The 17,002-nt window shown below is 75.9% G+C and carries 13 protein-coding genes; 5 read left to right on the top strand and 8 right to left on the bottom strand.

Annotated elements, in window-relative coordinates:
- Positions 1-739 precede the first annotated feature (739 nt).
- From AC067J_RS32335 to AC067J_RS32325, 3 genes are all read right to left on the bottom strand, one after another.
- A complete protein-coding gene (locus AC067J_RS32335) occupies positions 740-1,840 on the bottom strand; it encodes a calcium:cation antiporter (protein ID WP_478305282.1) in 1,101 nt (366 codons plus the stop codon).
- Between the two features lie 73 nt (positions 1,841-1,913).
- Positions 1,914-3,767: a protein kinase domain-containing protein gene (locus AC067J_RS32330; RefSeq protein WP_478305281.1), complete on the bottom strand. Its 1,854-nt coding sequence runs from the start codon at positions 3,765-3,767 to the stop codon at positions 1,914-1,916.
- Positions 3,768-3,773: 6 nt separating this feature from the next.
- The gene (locus AC067J_RS32325; RefSeq protein ID WP_478305280.1) at positions 3,774-4,601 is read right to left on the bottom strand and encodes a serine/threonine protein kinase; all 828 of its coding nucleotides are present in this window, start codon (positions 4,599-4,601) and stop codon (positions 3,774-3,776) included.
- A gap of 287 nt (positions 4,602-4,888) precedes the next feature.
- Between AC067J_RS32325 and AC067J_RS32320 the strand changes: the two genes are divergently transcribed.
- From AC067J_RS32320 to AC067J_RS32305, 4 genes are all read left to right on the top strand, one after another.
- Positions 4,889-5,842 carry an SDR family NAD(P)-dependent oxidoreductase gene (locus AC067J_RS32320; RefSeq protein WP_478305278.1) on the top strand — a complete coding sequence of 318 codons (954 nt, stop codon included), beginning with the start codon at positions 4,889-4,891 and terminating at the stop codon, positions 5,840-5,842.
- A 148-nt stretch (positions 5,843-5,990) separates the two neighbouring features.
- A complete protein-coding gene (locus AC067J_RS32315) occupies positions 5,991-6,398 on the top strand; it encodes a hypothetical protein (protein ID WP_478305277.1) in 408 nt (135 codons plus the stop codon).
- A gap of 472 nt (positions 6,399-6,870) precedes the next feature.
- The gene (locus AC067J_RS32310; RefSeq protein ID WP_478305275.1) at positions 6,871-7,923 is read left to right on the top strand and encodes a polysaccharide deacetylase family protein; all 1,053 of its coding nucleotides are present in this window, start codon (positions 6,871-6,873) and stop codon (positions 7,921-7,923) included.
- Between the two features lie 323 nt (positions 7,924-8,246).
- Complete coding sequence (locus tag AC067J_RS32305; RefSeq protein ID WP_478305273.1) at positions 8,247-9,392, top strand: GNAT family N-acetyltransferase; 1,146 nt, start codon at positions 8,247-8,249, stop codon at positions 9,390-9,392.
- A 61-nt stretch (positions 9,393-9,453) separates the two neighbouring features.
- Here AC067J_RS32305 and AC067J_RS32300 read toward each other — a convergent pair whose 3' ends face one another.
- From AC067J_RS32300 to AC067J_RS32285, 4 genes are all read right to left on the bottom strand, one after another.
- The gene (locus tag AC067J_RS32300; protein ID WP_478305272.1) at positions 9,454-10,587 is read right to left on the bottom strand and encodes an aminotransferase class I/II-fold pyridoxal phosphate-dependent enzyme; all 1,134 of its coding nucleotides are present in this window, start codon (positions 10,585-10,587) and stop codon (positions 9,454-9,456) included.
- Positions 10,584-11,336 carry a helix-turn-helix transcriptional regulator gene (locus AC067J_RS32295; protein ID WP_478305271.1) on the bottom strand — a complete coding sequence of 251 codons (753 nt, stop codon included), beginning with the start codon at positions 11,334-11,336 and terminating at the stop codon, positions 10,584-10,586. The genes AC067J_RS32300 and AC067J_RS32295 overlap by 4 nt, the downstream gene beginning before the upstream one ends.
- Before the next feature lie 148 nt (positions 11,337-11,484).
- Positions 11,485-13,140 carry a beta-propeller fold lactonase family protein gene (locus AC067J_RS32290; protein ID WP_478305269.1) on the bottom strand — a complete coding sequence of 552 codons (1,656 nt, stop codon included), beginning with the start codon at positions 13,138-13,140 and terminating at the stop codon, positions 11,485-11,487.
- A 244-nt stretch (positions 13,141-13,384) separates the two neighbouring features.
- Positions 13,385-14,404: an alpha/beta hydrolase family protein gene (locus tag AC067J_RS32285; RefSeq protein WP_478305267.1), complete on the bottom strand. Its 1,020-nt coding sequence runs from the start codon at positions 14,402-14,404 to the stop codon at positions 13,385-13,387.
- Positions 14,405-14,613: 209 nt separating this feature from the next.
- Here AC067J_RS32285 and AC067J_RS32280 point away from each other — a divergent pair, with 209 nt between their 5' ends.
- Positions 14,614-15,507, top strand: a complete 894-nt coding sequence (locus AC067J_RS32280; protein ID WP_478305266.1) for a PaaX family transcriptional regulator C-terminal domain-containing protein — start codon at positions 14,614-14,616, stop codon at positions 15,505-15,507.
- A 146-nt stretch (positions 15,508-15,653) separates the two neighbouring features.
- Here AC067J_RS32280 and AC067J_RS32275 read toward each other — a convergent pair whose 3' ends face one another.
- A complete protein-coding gene (locus AC067J_RS32275; RefSeq protein WP_478305264.1) occupies positions 15,654-16,976 on the bottom strand; it encodes a hypothetical protein in 1,323 nt (440 codons plus the stop codon).
- Positions 16,977-17,002 lie beyond the last annotated feature (26 nt).

Below are 17,002 nucleotides of genomic sequence, written 5' to 3'. Positions count from 1 at the left end.
CCACGGTGCCGGTTGAAGTCGACCGGCGGGTAGTTGAGGTACGAGCCGATCCGGAGCACTCCGGCGGCTCTGACCTTCGCGGGGAGGCGGGCCCGCAGGTCGGCCTGGCTGCCCGCCGCCGGAGCGGGGGCCGGGTCTGCGGAGCAGCCGGCGCTGCCGGTGAGCAGCAGCCCGCCGGCACCGAGCGCTGCGGCGGCGGCACGCAGCCGGGGGCGTCCCTGCGCCGGGGCGGTGCTCCGGGCGGGGGTGGTCCGGGTGGGAGTCCGGACGGGGATCCGGGCGGTGCTGCGGGCAGAGCTCCGGGCAGGGATCCGGGCGGGGGAGGTTCCGGGCATGGCTGTGCCGGGGGTACGGGTGCGGTTCATCGCGGTGCGTCTTCTTCACGGGTGAGGGTGCGTTCGGGGAGACGCCGCGCCGGAGGGCTGCCGGGGTACGCAGGGCGGGCCTCGTCGCCGTGTGCCCAGTCGGGGCCGCCCGGGGGTGCGGGGGCGGCCGGTCGGCGGAGGTCCGCCGTCAGGGGCGGTCCGGGCCATCCTCGCACCCGGGCCGGGCCGCGCGGACGGCGGGGGCGGGGCGACGCTCCGCGAGCCCTCGGCACCCCTCGCGCGTACCCGGCCCACACACCCGACCCGTACCCGGCCCACACCCGCCCGCCCGCGCTCCCCCGACGCCCGACGGGCCGGCGACCGCTGTCGGTCGCCGGCCCGTCGGGTCCGTGCTGTGCCTGCTCCCCACCCGCTCAGGGGTTGATCGCCAGCACCACGTACGCCGCCAGGATCGCCAGGTGCACCCCGCCCTGGAGCGGCGTCGCCCGGCGCGGCATGACCGTCAGGGTTCCGACGATCAGCGTCAGCACGAGCAGCACCAGGTGGGAGGAGTCGAGGCCGAGCACCAGCGGGCCGGAGAGCCAGACGGAGGCGATGGCCACCGCCGGGATGGTCAGGCCGATGCTGGCCAGCGCCGAACCGAGCGCCAGGTTGAGGCTGGTCTGCACCCGGTTGCGGACGGCCGAACGGACCGCGGCGATACTCTCCGGCAACAGCACGAGCAGCGCGATCACCACGCCGACCACCGAGGAAGGCAGCCCGGCCGAGTCGACGGCGGACTCGATGGTCGGCGAGACGCCCTTCGCCAGGCCGACCACCGACACCAGTGACACGCCCAGCAGGACCAGGCTGATCACGGTCGCCCGGACGGTCGGCGGCGCGGCGTGGTCCTCCTCGTCCAGGACCTTGCCCTCCGGTGTGACCGGCAGGAAGTAGTCCCGGTGACGGACCGTCAGGGTGGCCACGAACAGTCCGTACAGCAGGATCGAGGCGGCGGCCGCGAAGGCCAGCTGGGCGGGCGCGAACTGCGGCCCCGGCGAGCTGGTGGTGAAGGTCGGCAGGACGAGGCTCAGGGTGGCCAGGGTGCCGATGGTGGCCAGCGCCGCGCCCGTCCCCTCGGCGTTGAAGACCGCCGTCCGGTACTTGAGCGCCGCCACCAGGAGCGAGATTCCGAGAATGCCGTTGCAGGTGATCATCACCGCGGCGAACACGGTGTCCCGGGCCAGCGTCGCCGCCTTGTCGCCGCCGTCGGCCATCAGCGTCACGATCAGCGCCACCTCGATGACCGTCACCGCCACCGCGAGCACCAGCGAGCCGTAGGGCTCCCCCACCCGGTGGGCGACCACCTCGGCGTGGTGCACGGCGGCGAGCACGGCGCCCGCCAGGAAGCAGGACACCACGGCCACCACCCAGCCGGGCAGGTCGCGGTGCCAGGTCAGGGCGAGGTCGAGGAGAGCCGCCAAGGGGACGACGACGGTCCACTGGGCGGCGGCCGATCGGAGCTTGGTGAACATGCGGCCGAGCATCGCATCCCGGAGTGCTCGCGGCCGGGTGACACCGCCGGGGAGGGACTGGATGTGGCCCACCTCATGCCCCGGAACCGCCCAGGTCACCGTACTCGGCGAGGTAGCCGAGCACCTTCGCGACATGCGGCTTCACCCGGTCGGGAACGCCTCCGGCGTCGGCGACGGTCTTGTCGCTGGTCCGGTAGCCGGCCGTCACCAGGGCGGGCAGACCGGTGGTGTAGCCGCGCTGTTTGAACCGCTGGTCGAGCCAGCAGACGTAGTTGCCCATCGAGGCGATCGCGTCGGCCGGGTCCAGGTAGTCCTTGTCGCCGTCGTGGTCGCCGTCCTGCGCCCAGGCGTTGAAGACGGCGGGCGTCCACATCGCGACGCCGTACTCCCCCGTCGCGGGGCGGGCGGCGGCCGGGTCGAAGCCGGACTCCGCCTTCAGCATCGCGGCCAGCAGGACCGGGGTGATCTCGGGTTCGGGGCAGCGGCGGGCGGCGTCCTCGATCGGCCCGCGCAGGGCGGCGGGCACGTCGGCGCCGTGCGGGATCGCACCGGGGAGCGGGGCGGCGAGCGGCGGACGGGCCGCGCGCCCGCTGTCGGGGGCGACGGGTTCCGGGGATCCGGTGAGGGCGAGCAGCCCGGCGGCGGCCAGGAGCAGCGGGGCTGCCGCAGCGAGCCGGCGCGGCATCCCGCCCGCCGGTCGGCGGTCCCCGGCACCGGTGCGGGGGGCGGGGCCGGCGTCGGGGCGGGGGGCGGGGCGGGAGCCGGGGCGGGCCCCGGGCTCCGACGGGGCGGCCGTCCGGACGGCGGGCAGCGCTCCGGGCCGGCGGGCCACCTCGGGAAGGGCGGCCTCGGGGAGGGCCACCTCGGGGAGGGCCACCTCGGGGAGGGCCGCTTCGAGGAGGGCCACCTCGGGGAGGGCCGCTTCGAGGAGGGCCGCGAGGTCGACCTCGGCGCGCCGCGACCGGTCGGCGTCCAGGCAGGCGGTGACCAGTCGGCGCCACCGTACGGGGAGCGCTCCGTCGAGGCGGAGCGGGGAGCTGCCGCGCGCGTAGGCGAGGGCCGCGAGCGAGCGGGCGCGGGCGGTGGCGCCGAGGAAGGGGTGCAGGCCGCCGGTGAGCAGTTGGTGGGCGAGGACGCCGTAGGCCCAGATGTCGGCGCTGGGGCGGAGCGCGACTCCGCGTGCACCGGTCCGCTGCGACCACCACTCCGGCGGGACGTGGTCGGGCGAGCCGAGCGGCGGGGCGTAGGCGTGGGTGCCCTCCAGTTCGGCGGTGAGGCCGAAGTCGGCGAGCTTGGCGGTGCCGTCGGGCATCAGCAGGACGTTGCCGGGCTTGAGGTCCCCGTGCACCCAGCCCGCGCCGTGCATGTGGGTGAGGCCGGCGCAGACCTCGGCGAGGATCCGCCCGGCGTCGGGGACGGGCGCGGGCGGGCCGGCCGCGGCGAGGACGTCCTGGAGGCTGCGGGCGGCGCGTTCCATGACCAGGGCGACCGCTCCGTCCAGGCCGGGGTGGGCCCGGTCCTCGACGGTGACGACGGCGAGGGTGCGGATCAGGTGAGGGTGGTCGGCGCGGCGGCTGAACTGCATCTCGCTGTGCGCGATCTGCTCCATGGTGCGGCGCTGGCCCGGGCTGAGCAGGGCGGGGCGCAGGAACTTCACGGCGGCGTCGGACGGGCCGCCCCCGGGCACGCCGCTTGCGGACGCGCAGCCCCCGGGCGCGCCGCCTACCGGCGCACCGTCTCCGGGCGCGGCGCGGCGGGCCGCGTAGACGCTGCCCCAGGCGCCGGCGCCGATCGGCTCGCCGACCAGGTAGCCGGCGACGGGGTAGCCGGCCGGGACCTCGAACGCCGGTTCGCCGCCGGTCGGCCGGGCCGCGGTGGGTGCGTCCTGGCTCCGCCCGGCCGGGCGGGCTCCGCCGGGCGGTTCCACGGCCGGTCAGCCGCCGCGCCGGGGCGGGAGCAGTGCCAGGTGCTCCTCGCGCACGAGGTCGAACCTCAGCGCCAGGGCCACCAGTTCCTCCCGCTTGCCGCCGACCCCGCCGCCCTCCCCTGGCCCCTCCTCCAGGGCGTCGCGGAGCCTGAGTTTGCTGGCGACCAGGTAGTCGATGTGGTAGTTGACGGCCGAGCGGGTGAGCCCGTGGCAGGACGGCAGGGCGCGCAGCCGGGCCACCACCTCGGTCGCACCGGGTACGACGGCGGCGGACGGCGAGCGCAGCCGCGGCTCGCAGAGGGCGAGCAGGACGAGGAAGTACTTCGAGGTGGGGTCGAGGGCGAACGGACTGACCGTCAGTTCGCCGCCCGGGCCGCCGCCGTCCGGTGTGCCCGGCTCGACCGCCAGGTAGGCGTGCTGGGGTGCGAAGACCTTGAACGCGACCGGTTCGCCCAGGGCCGGTAGCAGCACCCTGGAGAACTCGAACGGGACGGGCGCGCCGAGCCGTCCGGGAGCGACCTTGACGTGCTCGCCGGCGCCTTCGAGGTTCTCCACGACGTAGGTCGCGGTGGCACTGAAGTTGGAGAGCCGCCAGTAGTCCTCGGCGGCGGTGATCTCGCCGGCCCGGCGCGAGACGCCCTGGTCGGCGATGGGCACGCCGACCGGCCGGCCGGGCTCGCCGCGCCCGAACTCGACGGCGTCGCCCGGGCCCAGGTGCAGCAGGACGGGACGCGTGGGCGGGGCGGCCCGGGGCGGCCCGGTGAGCCGGGCGAAGCGGCGGCCGGGCGGAACGGGTGGGCGGGGGTCGGGAAGCTGCACGATGACCGTGTCCATGCAGGTCACCTCCGTGGGTCGGCTCGATCGTAGCCGTCCGAACGGCCTCGCGCCGGTCCGCCACCCGTACGAGTGAACACCGCGTCAGGGGAGGAAAGTTGGGGTTGCGAAGCGGTTGCCGCACGCCCCTCCGGAAGGAGGAGACCCACCCCTCCGAACAGCCGACCGGACCAGGCCGAACAGTCGACCGAACCGGGCCGAACGGCCGACGGGTTCCGGCCGAACGGTCGGCGAGTCGGGCCGGTCGGCCGAGGGACACGCCGGCCCCCGGTTGCCAGGGTGGGGCCATGGACAACGACAACTCACATTCCTCCGAGGCGAGTTCGCCTTCCTCCCCCGGTCGCCGGGCGCTGCTCGGCGCATCGGCGGTCGGCCTCGTGGCGGCGGCCGCCGGCCTGGGCGGCGCCGGGCAGGCCGAGGCCGCGCCCGCCGAGCGGCGCGGGCCACGGCGGTTCGAGGGCAGGTCGGTGCTGATCACCGGCGCCACGTCGGGCATCGGACGGGCCGCCGCCCTCGCGTTCGCGGCGGAGGGCGCCAGGGTCGGGTTCTGCGGCCGGCGCGCCGAACTGGGCCGCCGGGTCGAGCAGGAGATCCGTCGTGCCGGTGGCGAGGCCTCCTACTTCCCCGCCGACGTGCGCGATCCGGCCCAGGTCGAGCGGTTCACCGACCAGGTGGCCGCCCGGTACGGCGGGCCGGACGTCGCGGTCAACAACGCGGGCGTCGGCAGCGGAAAGCAGCTCCACGAACTGACCGTCGCCGAGTGGGACGACGTGCTGAACACCAACGCCCGGGGCGTCTTCCTCGCCGTCAAGTACCAGGTGCCGCACATGCTCCGGGCCGGACACGGGGTGATCATCTGCACGTCGTCGGCGTCCGCCGAGCGGGCCCGGCCGAACAGCGGCGCATACTCGGCGAGCAAGCGGGCGATCCAGGGAATCGTGATGTCGGCCGCGCTCGCGTACGGCACGCGGGGCATCCGGGTCAACGCGATCCTCCCCGGCACCACCGACACGCCGTTCGTGCGGCCGCCGGGCCTGCCGGACGCGGACTGGGCGCGGTTCAAGCAGGCCTTCGGGCCGCTGAACGTCGAGGGGCTGGAGCGGATGGCCGAGCCGGAGGAGATCGCCCGGGCGATCCTGGCACTCGCCTCGGACGACTTCTCCTACCAGACCAGCACCTCCGTCCTGGTGGACGGAGGGGTGTCGGCCGGTCGCCGGATGGTGCTGCCGCCGACCACCTGACGGTAACCGCGGGGTCACTGGCGGGATTGCGGAATGTAGTTGAACCGTCACCTTGAGTGTGATGCAACACACATGGGGCATGTCCACGATCTGTGCAAGACTCGTCCCACAGGGTGAGATTCCCTTTCATTCCAAGGAGGTTCATATCATGCGCGCTCGTATCGCAGCTCTGATAGTGGCAGCGGCAGGGATCACTGTGGCGACGGTCCTCCCGGCCTCGGCCGCGACCACGACCGGCGAAGCCGGCGGAGCCGCGTGCACGACCCTCGTCAACCACCCGTGCGTATGGCAGGAGAAGGACGGCGGAGGAGTCGTCGGCGTCGCCCAGGTGACGGCCGACCCGGCTCAGCTGACCGTCGTCCAGGTCGAGGTCCGCACCCAGCGCGCCTGGGGCAGCCCGTGGGTGACGGTCGCCTCCGCGACCACCGTCACCCACGGATTCGCCAAGGCCGTCACGCCCCGCGTGGTCACCGAGGACCTCAAGCTCATCTGCGCCACCGGCGGCCCCGCCCTGGACGCGACGCAGCGCGTGACCACCTGTACCGGCCCGTTCTGACGCTCCGTCCGCACCACGGGCGTCCATGAGCCGGGGCCCCGCGCCCCTGCCCAGGGCCGGCCGCCGGTCCCGCAACCGGCGGCCGGCCCGCCCCGCGCGCCACCCCCGCTCCGCACGCCCCGCCCGGACCCCGCGAACCCGCCCGTGCCCGCCCGTGCCCGCCCGTGCCCGCCCGCATCCGTGGTCCGCGTCCCACCCGCACCCGCACCCACACCCGCAGCCGGGGCAGCTCAGGAAGCTCTCGGGCGCCGCTCAGGTCACCGGCCCGCCGACAATCCGCCAACCTCCCGCGAATTGCCGACCGCCGTGCGCAACCCTCTTCGGAGCATGGGATTTTGCACTATCTTGGTAATTCGTGGAGCGGGGCGGGCCGCCCACCCGGCAGACATGCGCCCGAGCGGCCGCGCCTGCCGGTGCACCGTCTTCCGTCCCGCCGTCGCAGCACCGCACGGGGAGGAAGGGGAGCGCGTCCATGCCCGACGGAAGCGCGCAATCGACCGAGGCCGCCGACGGCCCGACCATCGGAACGGCCGCGCCGCGCGCCGACACGCCGATCGGGGGCGGGTCCGCCCCCGGCCCCTCCCCGGTACGGCCGCGCGGACGGCTCGCCGGCCGCCGCGCCACCGTCGACGCCGTCCTGCGCAACTCGCCGCTCCAGCCGCTCTTCCGGCTCGCGGCCACCCGCCGGCTCGCGGTCCTCGCCTACCACGGCGTGGACGACCCGCGGATCTTCGCACTCCAGATGGAGCGCCTGGTCCGGATCGCCCGCCCGGTCTCGCTGGCCGCCGTGGAACAGGCCGTCCGGACCGGACGGCCGCTGCCCGCCCGCAGCGTGCTGGTCACCTTCGACGACGGCGACCGCACCGTGCTCACCGAGGGCCTGCCCGTGCTGACCCAGCTCGGCATCCCCGCCGCGGCCTTCGTGGTCACCGAACTCATCGACAGCGACCGGCCGTTCTGGTGGACGGAGGCCGCCTTCCTGGCCGCGCACGGCGGGACCGCCCGCAGCCTCGCCGACTCCCCGCCCGGTGCGGTGGTCCGCCGGATGAAGACCCTCGCCGACCGCGACCGGCGCGCCGCCCTCGCCGAACTCCGCGAGACCGCCGCCGTGCGCGCCCCCCGGCAGGAACAGCTCACCCGTGAGGACCTCCGGACGCTGCACCGGCACGGGGTGGCGATCGGCAACCACAGCGCCGGTCACCCCTGCCTGGACACCTGCGACGACGACACCGTCCGCGACGAGGTCGCCCGCGCCCACGACGCGCTCACCGGCTGGCTGGACGGCGAACCGCCGACCGCCTTCGCCTACCCCAACGGCAACGTCGACCCGCGGGCCGAGGCCGAACTCCGGCGGCTCGGCTACCGCGTCGGCTTCCTCTTCGACCACCGGCAGGACCGGCTGCTCCCGCCGAACCCGCTGCGGATCAGCCGCCTGCGGGTCAACTCCACCACCGGCCGGGACCGTTTCGACACCATCCTCTCCGGCCTCCACCCGGCCGTGCACCGCCTCCGCGGCGGCGCCTGAGCGAGACCCCGGCCGGGACGCCGCGCAAGGCCCCGTGGAAGGGGCGGCAGACCGGTACCCACCGGCCCCCGTCCGTTCCCGGCGGCCGCGGGGCGGCCACCCGGTCTTTTGTTGTCGCCATGACATGGAATCCACAGCGCGCCGCCGCCTCCTCGCCAACCCGGCGCGCACCGAAGCCCCGTGCGCCCGGTCGGCTTGTGCCGAACGCCGCCACCAGCCGTCCGGATTCCGGGAGAATACGGACCGGCCCGCGACCGGCCGCCGGCCGGCGGTGCACCGGGGGCGGGAGAAACCTGGGGGCAGGAGACGTGGGGGCAGGAGACGTGGGGACGACGCACACGGATGCGGCGGGATCGCTGTCGGCCGTCCCGGGGCCGTCCGGGGTGGGGGCGGTGCCGGTCCGCTACCGGACGGCCGCGCTCCCGCCGGACGTCGTCGACGGCTGGCGGGAGCTGGCGGCGGGCGAGCCCGGCGGATCGTGGTTCACCACGCCGGAGTGGGCGCTCGCCTGGTGGGAGACGGTCGGCGCCCGCGAGGGCTCGGGGGCGGACGCGGGCGAGATCGTGGTCTGGCGGGAGCCGGACGGCCGGGTCTCGGCGGTCGTCCCGCTGCTGCGGACCACCCGGCGGCTCCACCCGCGGGCACCGGTCGCCGTCCCGTGCCTGACGCTGCTCGGCTCCGGCCCGGGCGCCGCCGACCACTGCGGGTTCGCCGTCGCCCCGGAGCGCCGGGCCGAGGTGGCGGACTGGCTGGTCCGGCGCGGCCGGCGCGCCACCCTGCTGCTCGCCGACCTCGACCCGGACCAGACCGACCTGCTGCCGCCGGGCGCGGTGGAGATCGGGCGCACCCCCTGCCCGCGCGCCGATCTGACCGCGGGGCCCGACGCGCTGGGATCACGCCAGTTCCGCGCCGACCTGCGCCGCTACGGCCGGAAGCTGGCCGCCGAAGGGATCACCTTCCGGTGGGTGCCGCCGGCCATCGCGGACGCCGAACTGACCGAACGGTTCGAGCTGTTGAAGGCGGCGGTGCGGCTGCACCGGCTGCGCCGGGCCGCGCTCGGCAAGCCCACCACCTTCGACGAGGCCCGGGCCCCGCTGCACGCCCGGGTGATCGAGCGGGCCGCCGCGACCGGCCGGGGCGAGGGCCCGGCCTTCCTGGTCGCCGAGCGTGAGGGCGCGGTGGTCGGCGTGCTCTACGGCTTCCAGTGGCGGGACGCCTTCGCCTACTACCAGATCGGCTGGGACCAGGCCTGGGCGCCGCTGCGGCTCGGCACGGCGGTGATCGCCGAGGCCGTCCGGGCCGCCGCCGGGCAGCGGCTGACCACCTTCGACTTCCTGCGCGGCACCGAGACGTACAAGTACCGCTTCGACGCGGTCGACCGGGAGGACGTCTCCTGGCTGGTGCCGCACGGCGCCTCGGGTGCCCTGCTCGGCCTCAAGTACCGGGCGAAGGCGGCCCGCCGGAGCTGACGTTCCGCCGGCTCGACCGGCTCGGTCAGGCCCGTCGGGGTCGGCCGGACGGGGAGGCCGCTCAGTACCGGCCCTTCAGCCAGTCGGCGAAGGCGTCCAGGGCGGGGGCCGGGTCGCGCCGGCCGAGGCCGATCCGGAACCGGTCGGCGGGGGTGGGGGTCAGCTCGGAGCGGTAGATCGAGGCGGGCAGCAGCAGGACGCCGGCCTCCTCGACCAGCCCCGTGCAGAACGCCTCGACGCCGTCCGGCCCGAGGTAGCGCGGGTACGCGACGCAGCCGCCGTCCGGGGCCCGCCACTCGAAGAGGTCCTCGAAGCGGGCGAAGAACTCGTCGAACAGCGGGAGGTTGGCCTCGATGACGGCCCGGTTGCGGGTCAGGATCCGCTCGCGGGCGTTGATCGCGATCCGGGCCAGGACCTCGCTGGGGGCGGAGTTGCAGATCGTGGTGTAGTGCTTGGCGCGCTCCAGCCGGGAGCGCAACTCCCGGTCACGGCAGGCGATCCAGCCGATCCGCAGACCGGGCAGGCCGAGCGACTTGGAGGTGACGTTGAGCGAGAGTCCGCGCTCGGAGAGGTCGGCGGCCTGCGGCAGCGTACGGGCCCGGTCGCGCTCCAGGCCCCGGTAGACCTCGTCGCTGAAGAGGTGGATGCCGCGCTCGTCGCAGAGTTCGGACAGCCGGACGAAGTCGGCGGCGTCGATGACCTTCCCGGTCGGGTTGTTGGGGAAGTTGACGGAGACCACGCGCGTGTTGGGGCGCAGCGCGGCGGTGAGTTCGTCGAGGTCGAGCGCCCAGTCCCGGGCGGGGTCGAGGGCGACGCCGGTGACCTCGCAGAGGGAGAGCGGGATGGTCTCCGCGGACTGGTAGTTGGGGGTGAGGACGACGGCGTGGTCGTCGGGGCCGAGCAGGACCTGCATGGCGAGGTTGAGCGCTTCCTGGGCGCCGCCGAAGCAGATGACGTCGTCGGCGTCCACCCGGTCGTACATGCCGGCGACGGCCCGGCGGAGCGCGGGGTCGCCGAAGGTCTCGGTGTAGCCGAGGGTGAGGGTCTCCCAGGCGTGCCTGTCCTCGGGGCCCGCCAGGGCGAGGAGTTCGGACATCGTCATGGTCTGCGCGTCGGAGGCGGTGAGGTGGTGGCGGGCGGTGAACTCCCAGCGGGAGAAGTAGGTTTCCAGTCGGAAGTCGGGCAGCTTGGTCATCTCTCGGTCCTCGGTGCTCGGTTCTTCGGTGCGCGGACCGGGGCGGTCGCGGGGGCGGGGGCGGGGGCGGCCGGTGCCGCGGCGACCCCGGCGGTGTCGGGGGCAGGGGCGGGGGCCGGGGCGGGCCCGTCGCGGAGTTCGGCGAGCAGGGTGTAGACGGTGGACCGCGAGACCTTGAGCGCGGTGGCGACGGCCGGCACCGCGCGGCGGACGGCGAGCACCCCGGCCTGGTCGAGTTCGCGGAGCACGGCGAGCCGGTCGTCGCGGCCGAGCCGGTCCGGCGGGCGGCCGTGGGCGCGGACGTAGCCGCCGATGACGTCGTTCATCCGCTCGGTCCAGTCGTGCTCGAAGAGCGGTTCGGGGCGCGGTGCGGTGGGGGCGGCGAACCCGGCCAGCAGGGCGGCGGCGTGTTCGAGCGGACCGCGGTCGAGGTTGACGCAGAGGACGGCGGCGGGGTGTCCGTCCCCGTCGCGGAGCACCGCGCTGACCGAGGAGAGCCGGCGGCCGTCGGGGAGCAGCTTCGGGTAGGGGCCGTAGACGTCGGGGGCGGCCTGGTCCAGGGCGTCGAGTTCGCCGAGCAGGGACGGGTCACCGGGGCCGCGACCGCCCATCGGGTTCCAGATCGCGAGCACCTCGTCCCGGACGGCGTCGTGCAGCACGACCTCGGCGTACGGCCCGAGCAGCAGGGCCACCGCCTGGCAGGCGGGCGCCCAGGTGCGGGCGAGCTGGTCGGGGCTCTCTGCGGTCATGTCCGGACTGTACGTCCAGCCTGGACGTTTCGTCCAGCACACACACTCGGCGCGGCCCGGCCCGGGGCGGGGCGGGGCGGGGCGGCCCGGCGCGGCCGGGAACGACGACGGGCCCGCCCCGGGCAGGGGCGGGCCCGTCACCGGAGGATCAGTCGCAGGTGATCGCCAGGAGGGAGGACCGGCAGGTGCGGCCGGCCGCGTCGTTGGCGGGGACGGTGTCGACCGGGGCGCCGGCCGTGCGGGTGGTGGTGACGGTGAAGGTCCGGCCGAGGTTGAGCAGGCTGACCTGGACGGTGAAGTGCCGTGTGACGGAGGCGCCGACGGCCAGCGGCTGGGCCGAGGCGCAGGTGAGCTTGCCGGCCGCGATCGTGCAGTCGGTGCTGGAGGAGGTCATGCCGGTGGGCAGGGTCGCGGTCACCGTGGCGGCCGTCACCTGGCCGGGGCCGTTGTTGGTGAGGGTCACGGTGTAGTCGACCCGGCCGCCGAGCAGGCCGGGCACCGGTGTGGCGGCGAGCGCGACGGCGAGGTCGGCGGTGGGCGCGGTGTACTCGAAGCGGTCGGCGGCCACGGCCGCGCTGGTGCCGCCCGGCGTGGTCACCCGGACGTCCACGGGCCCGGCGGCGGCCGCGGCGGGCGCGGTGGCCGTGCAGGCGGTGTCGGTGCAGGAGAACGAGGCGGCGTTCCCGGCGGCGCCGAAGCTGACGGCGGTGGCGCCCGCCAGGTCGGTGCCGGTGACGGTGACGACCGTGCCGCCGGCCTGCGGGCCGCTCGCCGGGCTGATCGCGGTCACCGCCGGCACCGGCAGCGGGAAGCCGAGGACGGTCACCGTGTCGGCGCCGAAGTCGGCGAGGTAGCCGCGGCGGCCGTCGGGGGCGAGTGCCAGGGTGAAGGGGTTCGCCCCGACCGGGACGGTGGCGGTCACGGCGCCGCTCGCGGCGTCCAGCACGCTGAGCGTGGAGTCGGCGTAGTTCGAGGCGTACGCGTACCGGCCGTCCGGGGCGACCGCGACGGAGTACGGGTTGGCGCCGACCTGCACGGTCGCGGTGACCGCCTCGGTGGCGGTGGACAGCACGCTCACGGTGGAGTCGCCGCCGTTGGCGGTCCAGAGCCGGGAGCCGTCCGGGGCGAGCGCCAGCCCGAAGACGCCGTGGCCGACGGGGATCGTGGCGCTCACCGTGTCGGTGGCGGTGTCGATGACGTCGACCTGCTGGGCGCCCGAGGCGGCGACGTAGACGTGCGCGCCGTCGGGCGCGACGGCCACCCCGTGCGGCTCGGCGCCGACCTGCACGGTCGCGACGACGGTGTTGGTGGCGGTGGACAGCACGCTCACCGTGCCGTCGCCGGCGTTGCTGACGTACGCGCGGGCGCCGTCGGGGGCGACGGCGACCCCGAAGGCGCCGGCGCCGGCCGCGACGGTGGCGGTCACCGCGCCGGTCGCGGTGTCCACCACGCTGACCGTGCCGTCGAGGTGGTGGGTGAGGTAGGCGTGCCCGCCGTCCGGCGCGAAGGCGACCGCGTAGGAGCCGGTGCCGGCGGTGAAGGTGCCGGCCACCGCGCCGCTGGCGGTGTCCAGGACCGTCACGGCGCCGCTGCTCTGGCTGGTCACGTAGGCCCGCCCGCCCCCCGGGGCGAACGCGACGCCCGCCGGGTAGGGCGCGACGGCGACGGTGGCCGTCACGGCCGGCGGCGGTGCGGCCGCGGCGGCGGCGCCGGGCTGGGCCAGCAGGGCCGCCGTGGCCGCACCGGTGACCGTCACGGCCGTCACGGCCGTCCGGAAGCGGCGCGGGGCTGGGCGTTGTCTCACGGGAAGTCTCCAGACTCGTCGAATCGGTGCGCGTGACGGCGGTGCCGACCGGAGTGGTGCCGGTGGTGGCGGTGCCCGTCACGGCAGCGCTCGTCACTGCGGTGCCGGACGGGCCGCCCGACGGGCGGCCCGGGGGGACGTCCGGACCGCCCGAAGCGTAGAAGGCCGACTGACTGAGTGTCAGGAGATGACCATGATTGTCTTGAAGTATTCAAACCCGGTCAGCCGGTCGTCACCCGAACCTTCAACCGCGGCCCGGCACCGGGGCGACGGCCTCGACGAAGCCGCGCAGGTCGGCGAGGTAGCCGTCGGCGTAGACCGAGCGCGGCGCGGCCACGGCGGTGAGCAGACCGCGCAGCGAGCCGTCCTCGGCGTACGGGTGGGCGATCCCGTGGGTGGCGCCCGGATACTGCCGGACGGTCAACTGCCCCGGCGCGGCGATCAGCCGGCGGTAGCCGGCCTCGGTGTCGGCGATGTCGACGTTGCGGTCCCGCCCGCCGAGGGCCAGGAACACCGGCACCTTGAGCGCGGCCAGGTCGGCGGTGGCGTCGGAGGTGTGGTTCCGCTGGATGAACCGCCAGCGGTCCGCCGTGATGCCGTCGAGGTCGCCGCCGAGCAGGGCGCGCGCCCGCTCGTACGGGGTGCCCTTGCGCAGCTGTTCGTTGACCCGCTCGCGGCGGGCGAGCGCGGCGTCGATCCGGTCCTGCGGGGCGTGCTCGTCGGCCAGGTCGGCGAGCAGGTTGTAGCGGCCCTGCTGGAGCCAGTTGACCGCGGTGCCGACGGCGATCACGAAACGGACCCCGGGCACCCGGGCGGCCACCTCGGGCATCACCCACCCCGCCTGACTGGCACCCCAGAGACCGATCCGTCCCGGGTCGATGCCGGGCCGGGCCGTGGCCCAGGCGATGGCGGCGGCGGCCTCGGCGGCGCGGTCGTCCATGCTCTGGTCGAGCCAGTTCCCGGGGGCGCCGCCGACGCCGGGCTTGTTCCAGGAGAGCGAGGCGTAGCCGGCCCGGGCCAGGGACTCCCAGATCGGCCGGTAGAAGGTGTCGTGGGTGGCGTCGACCGGGCCGTCCCCGTGGACGAAGACCACCAGTCCGTACGGCCCGGCGCCGCCCTCGGGCCGGGCCAGCACGCCGTCCAGCGGCTGGGCGCCACCGGTGATGGTGACCCGTTCCTCGCGCAGGTCGTAGCTGTTCTGGTAGGCGACCCAGCCGCCCGCCCCGCAGGCCGGCAGGACCAGCGCGAGCAGCGCGCCGAGCACCCACCGGAGCCGTCGGCGAGGTGTTCGCGGTGAGGTACGAGGTGTTCGCGGTGCCGTCCGAGGTGTTCGCGGTGCCGTGCGCAGTGCCATGCGATTCCCCCTTGATCTATCGTTTTCGAAACTCTCGTATGAAGTTCGATAGTTTGGAGCGTACTACACTCGCCGGAGGGCACCAGCCGGCCCGCGGACACCGGAGAGGAACGGCAGCGATGACGGAGGAGGAACGGCCCGAGGTCGCCACCCGGACCCTGGTCGAGGGCATGGTCCGCGCGGACGGCACCGTCGACGCGGGCGAGCTCTACGCCGTGGCGGGCGAACTCGGCATGACCGACCAGCAGGTACGGCTCTGCATCAAACGGATGGCCGCCGACGGGCTGCTCGTCCAGGAAGGCCGCGGCAGGCGCGCCGTCCTGCGCGAGACCGAGCAGGCCAGGCGGTCCGCCGAACCCGAGGTGGACTTCGTCCGCCACATGTACGCCCAGGACGCCGGACTCGCCCCCTGGGACGGGCGGTGGCACCTCGCCGCCTTCGCCGTCCCCGAGTCCGCCCGCACCGCGCGCGACGCCCTGCGCGAGACCCTGGTCCGGCTCGGCGGCGCCGCCGTCCAGGGCGGGGTGTACGCCGCCGCCAACGCCTGGGAGCCGTACGTCGAGGCCGAGGCCGAACGGCTCGGCGTCCGGGACTGCGTCACCCTGCTCACCACCACCGACCTGCGGATCGCCGGCGAGAGCGACCCGCTCGCCCTGGCCCGCCGGCTCTGGCCGCTCGACGAACTCGCCGACGGCCACCGGCGCCTGGCCGCCGTCGCCGCCGACCGGCTGGCCCGGCTCACCGCCCCGGCGACCGCGCCCACCCGCATCGAGCGCCTCGCCATCGCCCTGGAGCTCGCCGCCGAGTTCACCCGCGCCACCACCGCCGACCCGCTGCTGCCCCCCGAACTCCTCCCCCGCCCCTGGCCCGGCGCCGAGGCCCGCGCCCTCACCGCCGACTGCTGGCGCCTGCTGCGCCGCACCGAGCACGAGGACACCGCGGCCGGGCACCGCTTCTTCCAGCGCTACGACGAGGTCATGGCCGAGATCACCGGCGAGACCAGGGGCTCCTGACCCGCCGCCACGCGCCGGGCCGACGCCGCGTCAGCGGCCCGGCGTGCGGGACGGCGGCGGCGGGCAGTTCCCCGTGCGGCCCGGCGTGCGGGACCGCTGACGCGGTCAGCCCCCGTGCGGCCCGGCCGGAGCCGCGCCGCCGCCGCTCACCACCCGTCCAGCAGCGCGCCCAGGCGTGCCGCCGACCGGGCGCCCCGGGCCTCCGGTGTGTCGGCGGCGTCCGCCCCGCCGCCGGGCCCGGGACCGCCCCGCACCCCACGCGTGCGGTGCGCGGCGGCCAGGTCGTGGACCCGGCCGGTGAGGGATGCGGCGACGGCGGTGTAGCGCTCCGGGTCCGTGTGGAACGCGAAGGCGGCGGCAGGCAGCAGGACGCCGGCGGTCGGAGGTACCGACGCGGGCATCGGCGACCGCCGCAACAGCGCACCGGCCGCCGCGCGGACCTGGGCGTCCACGGTCGCGGGGAAGAGGCCGAGCAGGGTGCCGCCGCCCAGCGCGGCCAACGGGGCGGACAGCAGGGCGCGGACGGTGGGCCGCAGCCCCTCGGGCGCCGGAGCGCCGCCCGACCTCCCGGCGTGCCCGGCCCAGTGGGCGCGCAGTTCCCCGGCCGCGTCCTCGTTCCCCGCCGCCGCCAGGGTGTCGGCCACCAGCGCCACCCGGACCCGGGGGGTGGGGTAGCGCGGGCTCGGCGGCCCCTCCGGGGTGAGGGCCACGAACTCCGCGAGCGTGAAGGCGAATCCGGAGCCGCCGCACAGGGTGCCGTACAGGTCGGCGAACACCTCCGGCAGCAGGTCGGCCCACCACTGCGGGTCATCCGTCTCCAGGCGCAGCACCCCGGTCAGCTCGTCCGTGAGCCGGAACGCGTCCAGGACGCAGTGACCGACCTCGTGGGCGGCCAGCACGGCCTCCGGCAGGTGCCGGGACTGGACGAAGGGCAGGCCCACCACCGGCACCGGCAGCGCGCGCAGCAACTCGCCCACCTTCGCCTCCCGACCCTCGGGCATCAGCCGCGGGAGCGCGAACGGGACGGCGTGCGGGGTGAGGTGCACCAGCGGCGGCTCCACCGGGAGGACGTCCGCGCCCGGCACCGACCGGGCCGCGGTGAGCGCGGGGAGGTAGCAGGACCAGACGAAGTCGTCCGCCAGCCGGAGGAAGTCGCCGACCGACCGGTCGTGGCGCTGCGTCAGCGCGTCCCGCATCCGGCACCACACTTCCTGCAGGAGGCCCAACTCGGCATCGGCCCGCCGGCCTTCCCCCTCCCGCACCCGGCCCAGCAGCGGGCGCAGCGCGGCGTCGACGGCCCGGACCTGGCTGTGGTGCTGCGGGAAGTCGGCGCCGGGGTCGGAGCCGTCACCGCCGCCGTCCTGCGCGCCGGCCCCGGCGGTGAGGGAGAGCCAGTGGTCGAGATCGGCGGCGAGCCCGTCGGCGCGCGCCCGCAGGGCCGCCCGCCTGCGCTGCTCAGCGACGCTCATGGCCGGGTCCCTGCGGTGGACGCGCG

This window comes from Kitasatospora sp. NPDC042419, from assembly GCF_056437345.1.
This window is presented reverse-complemented; position numbering and strand designations above follow the sequence as displayed.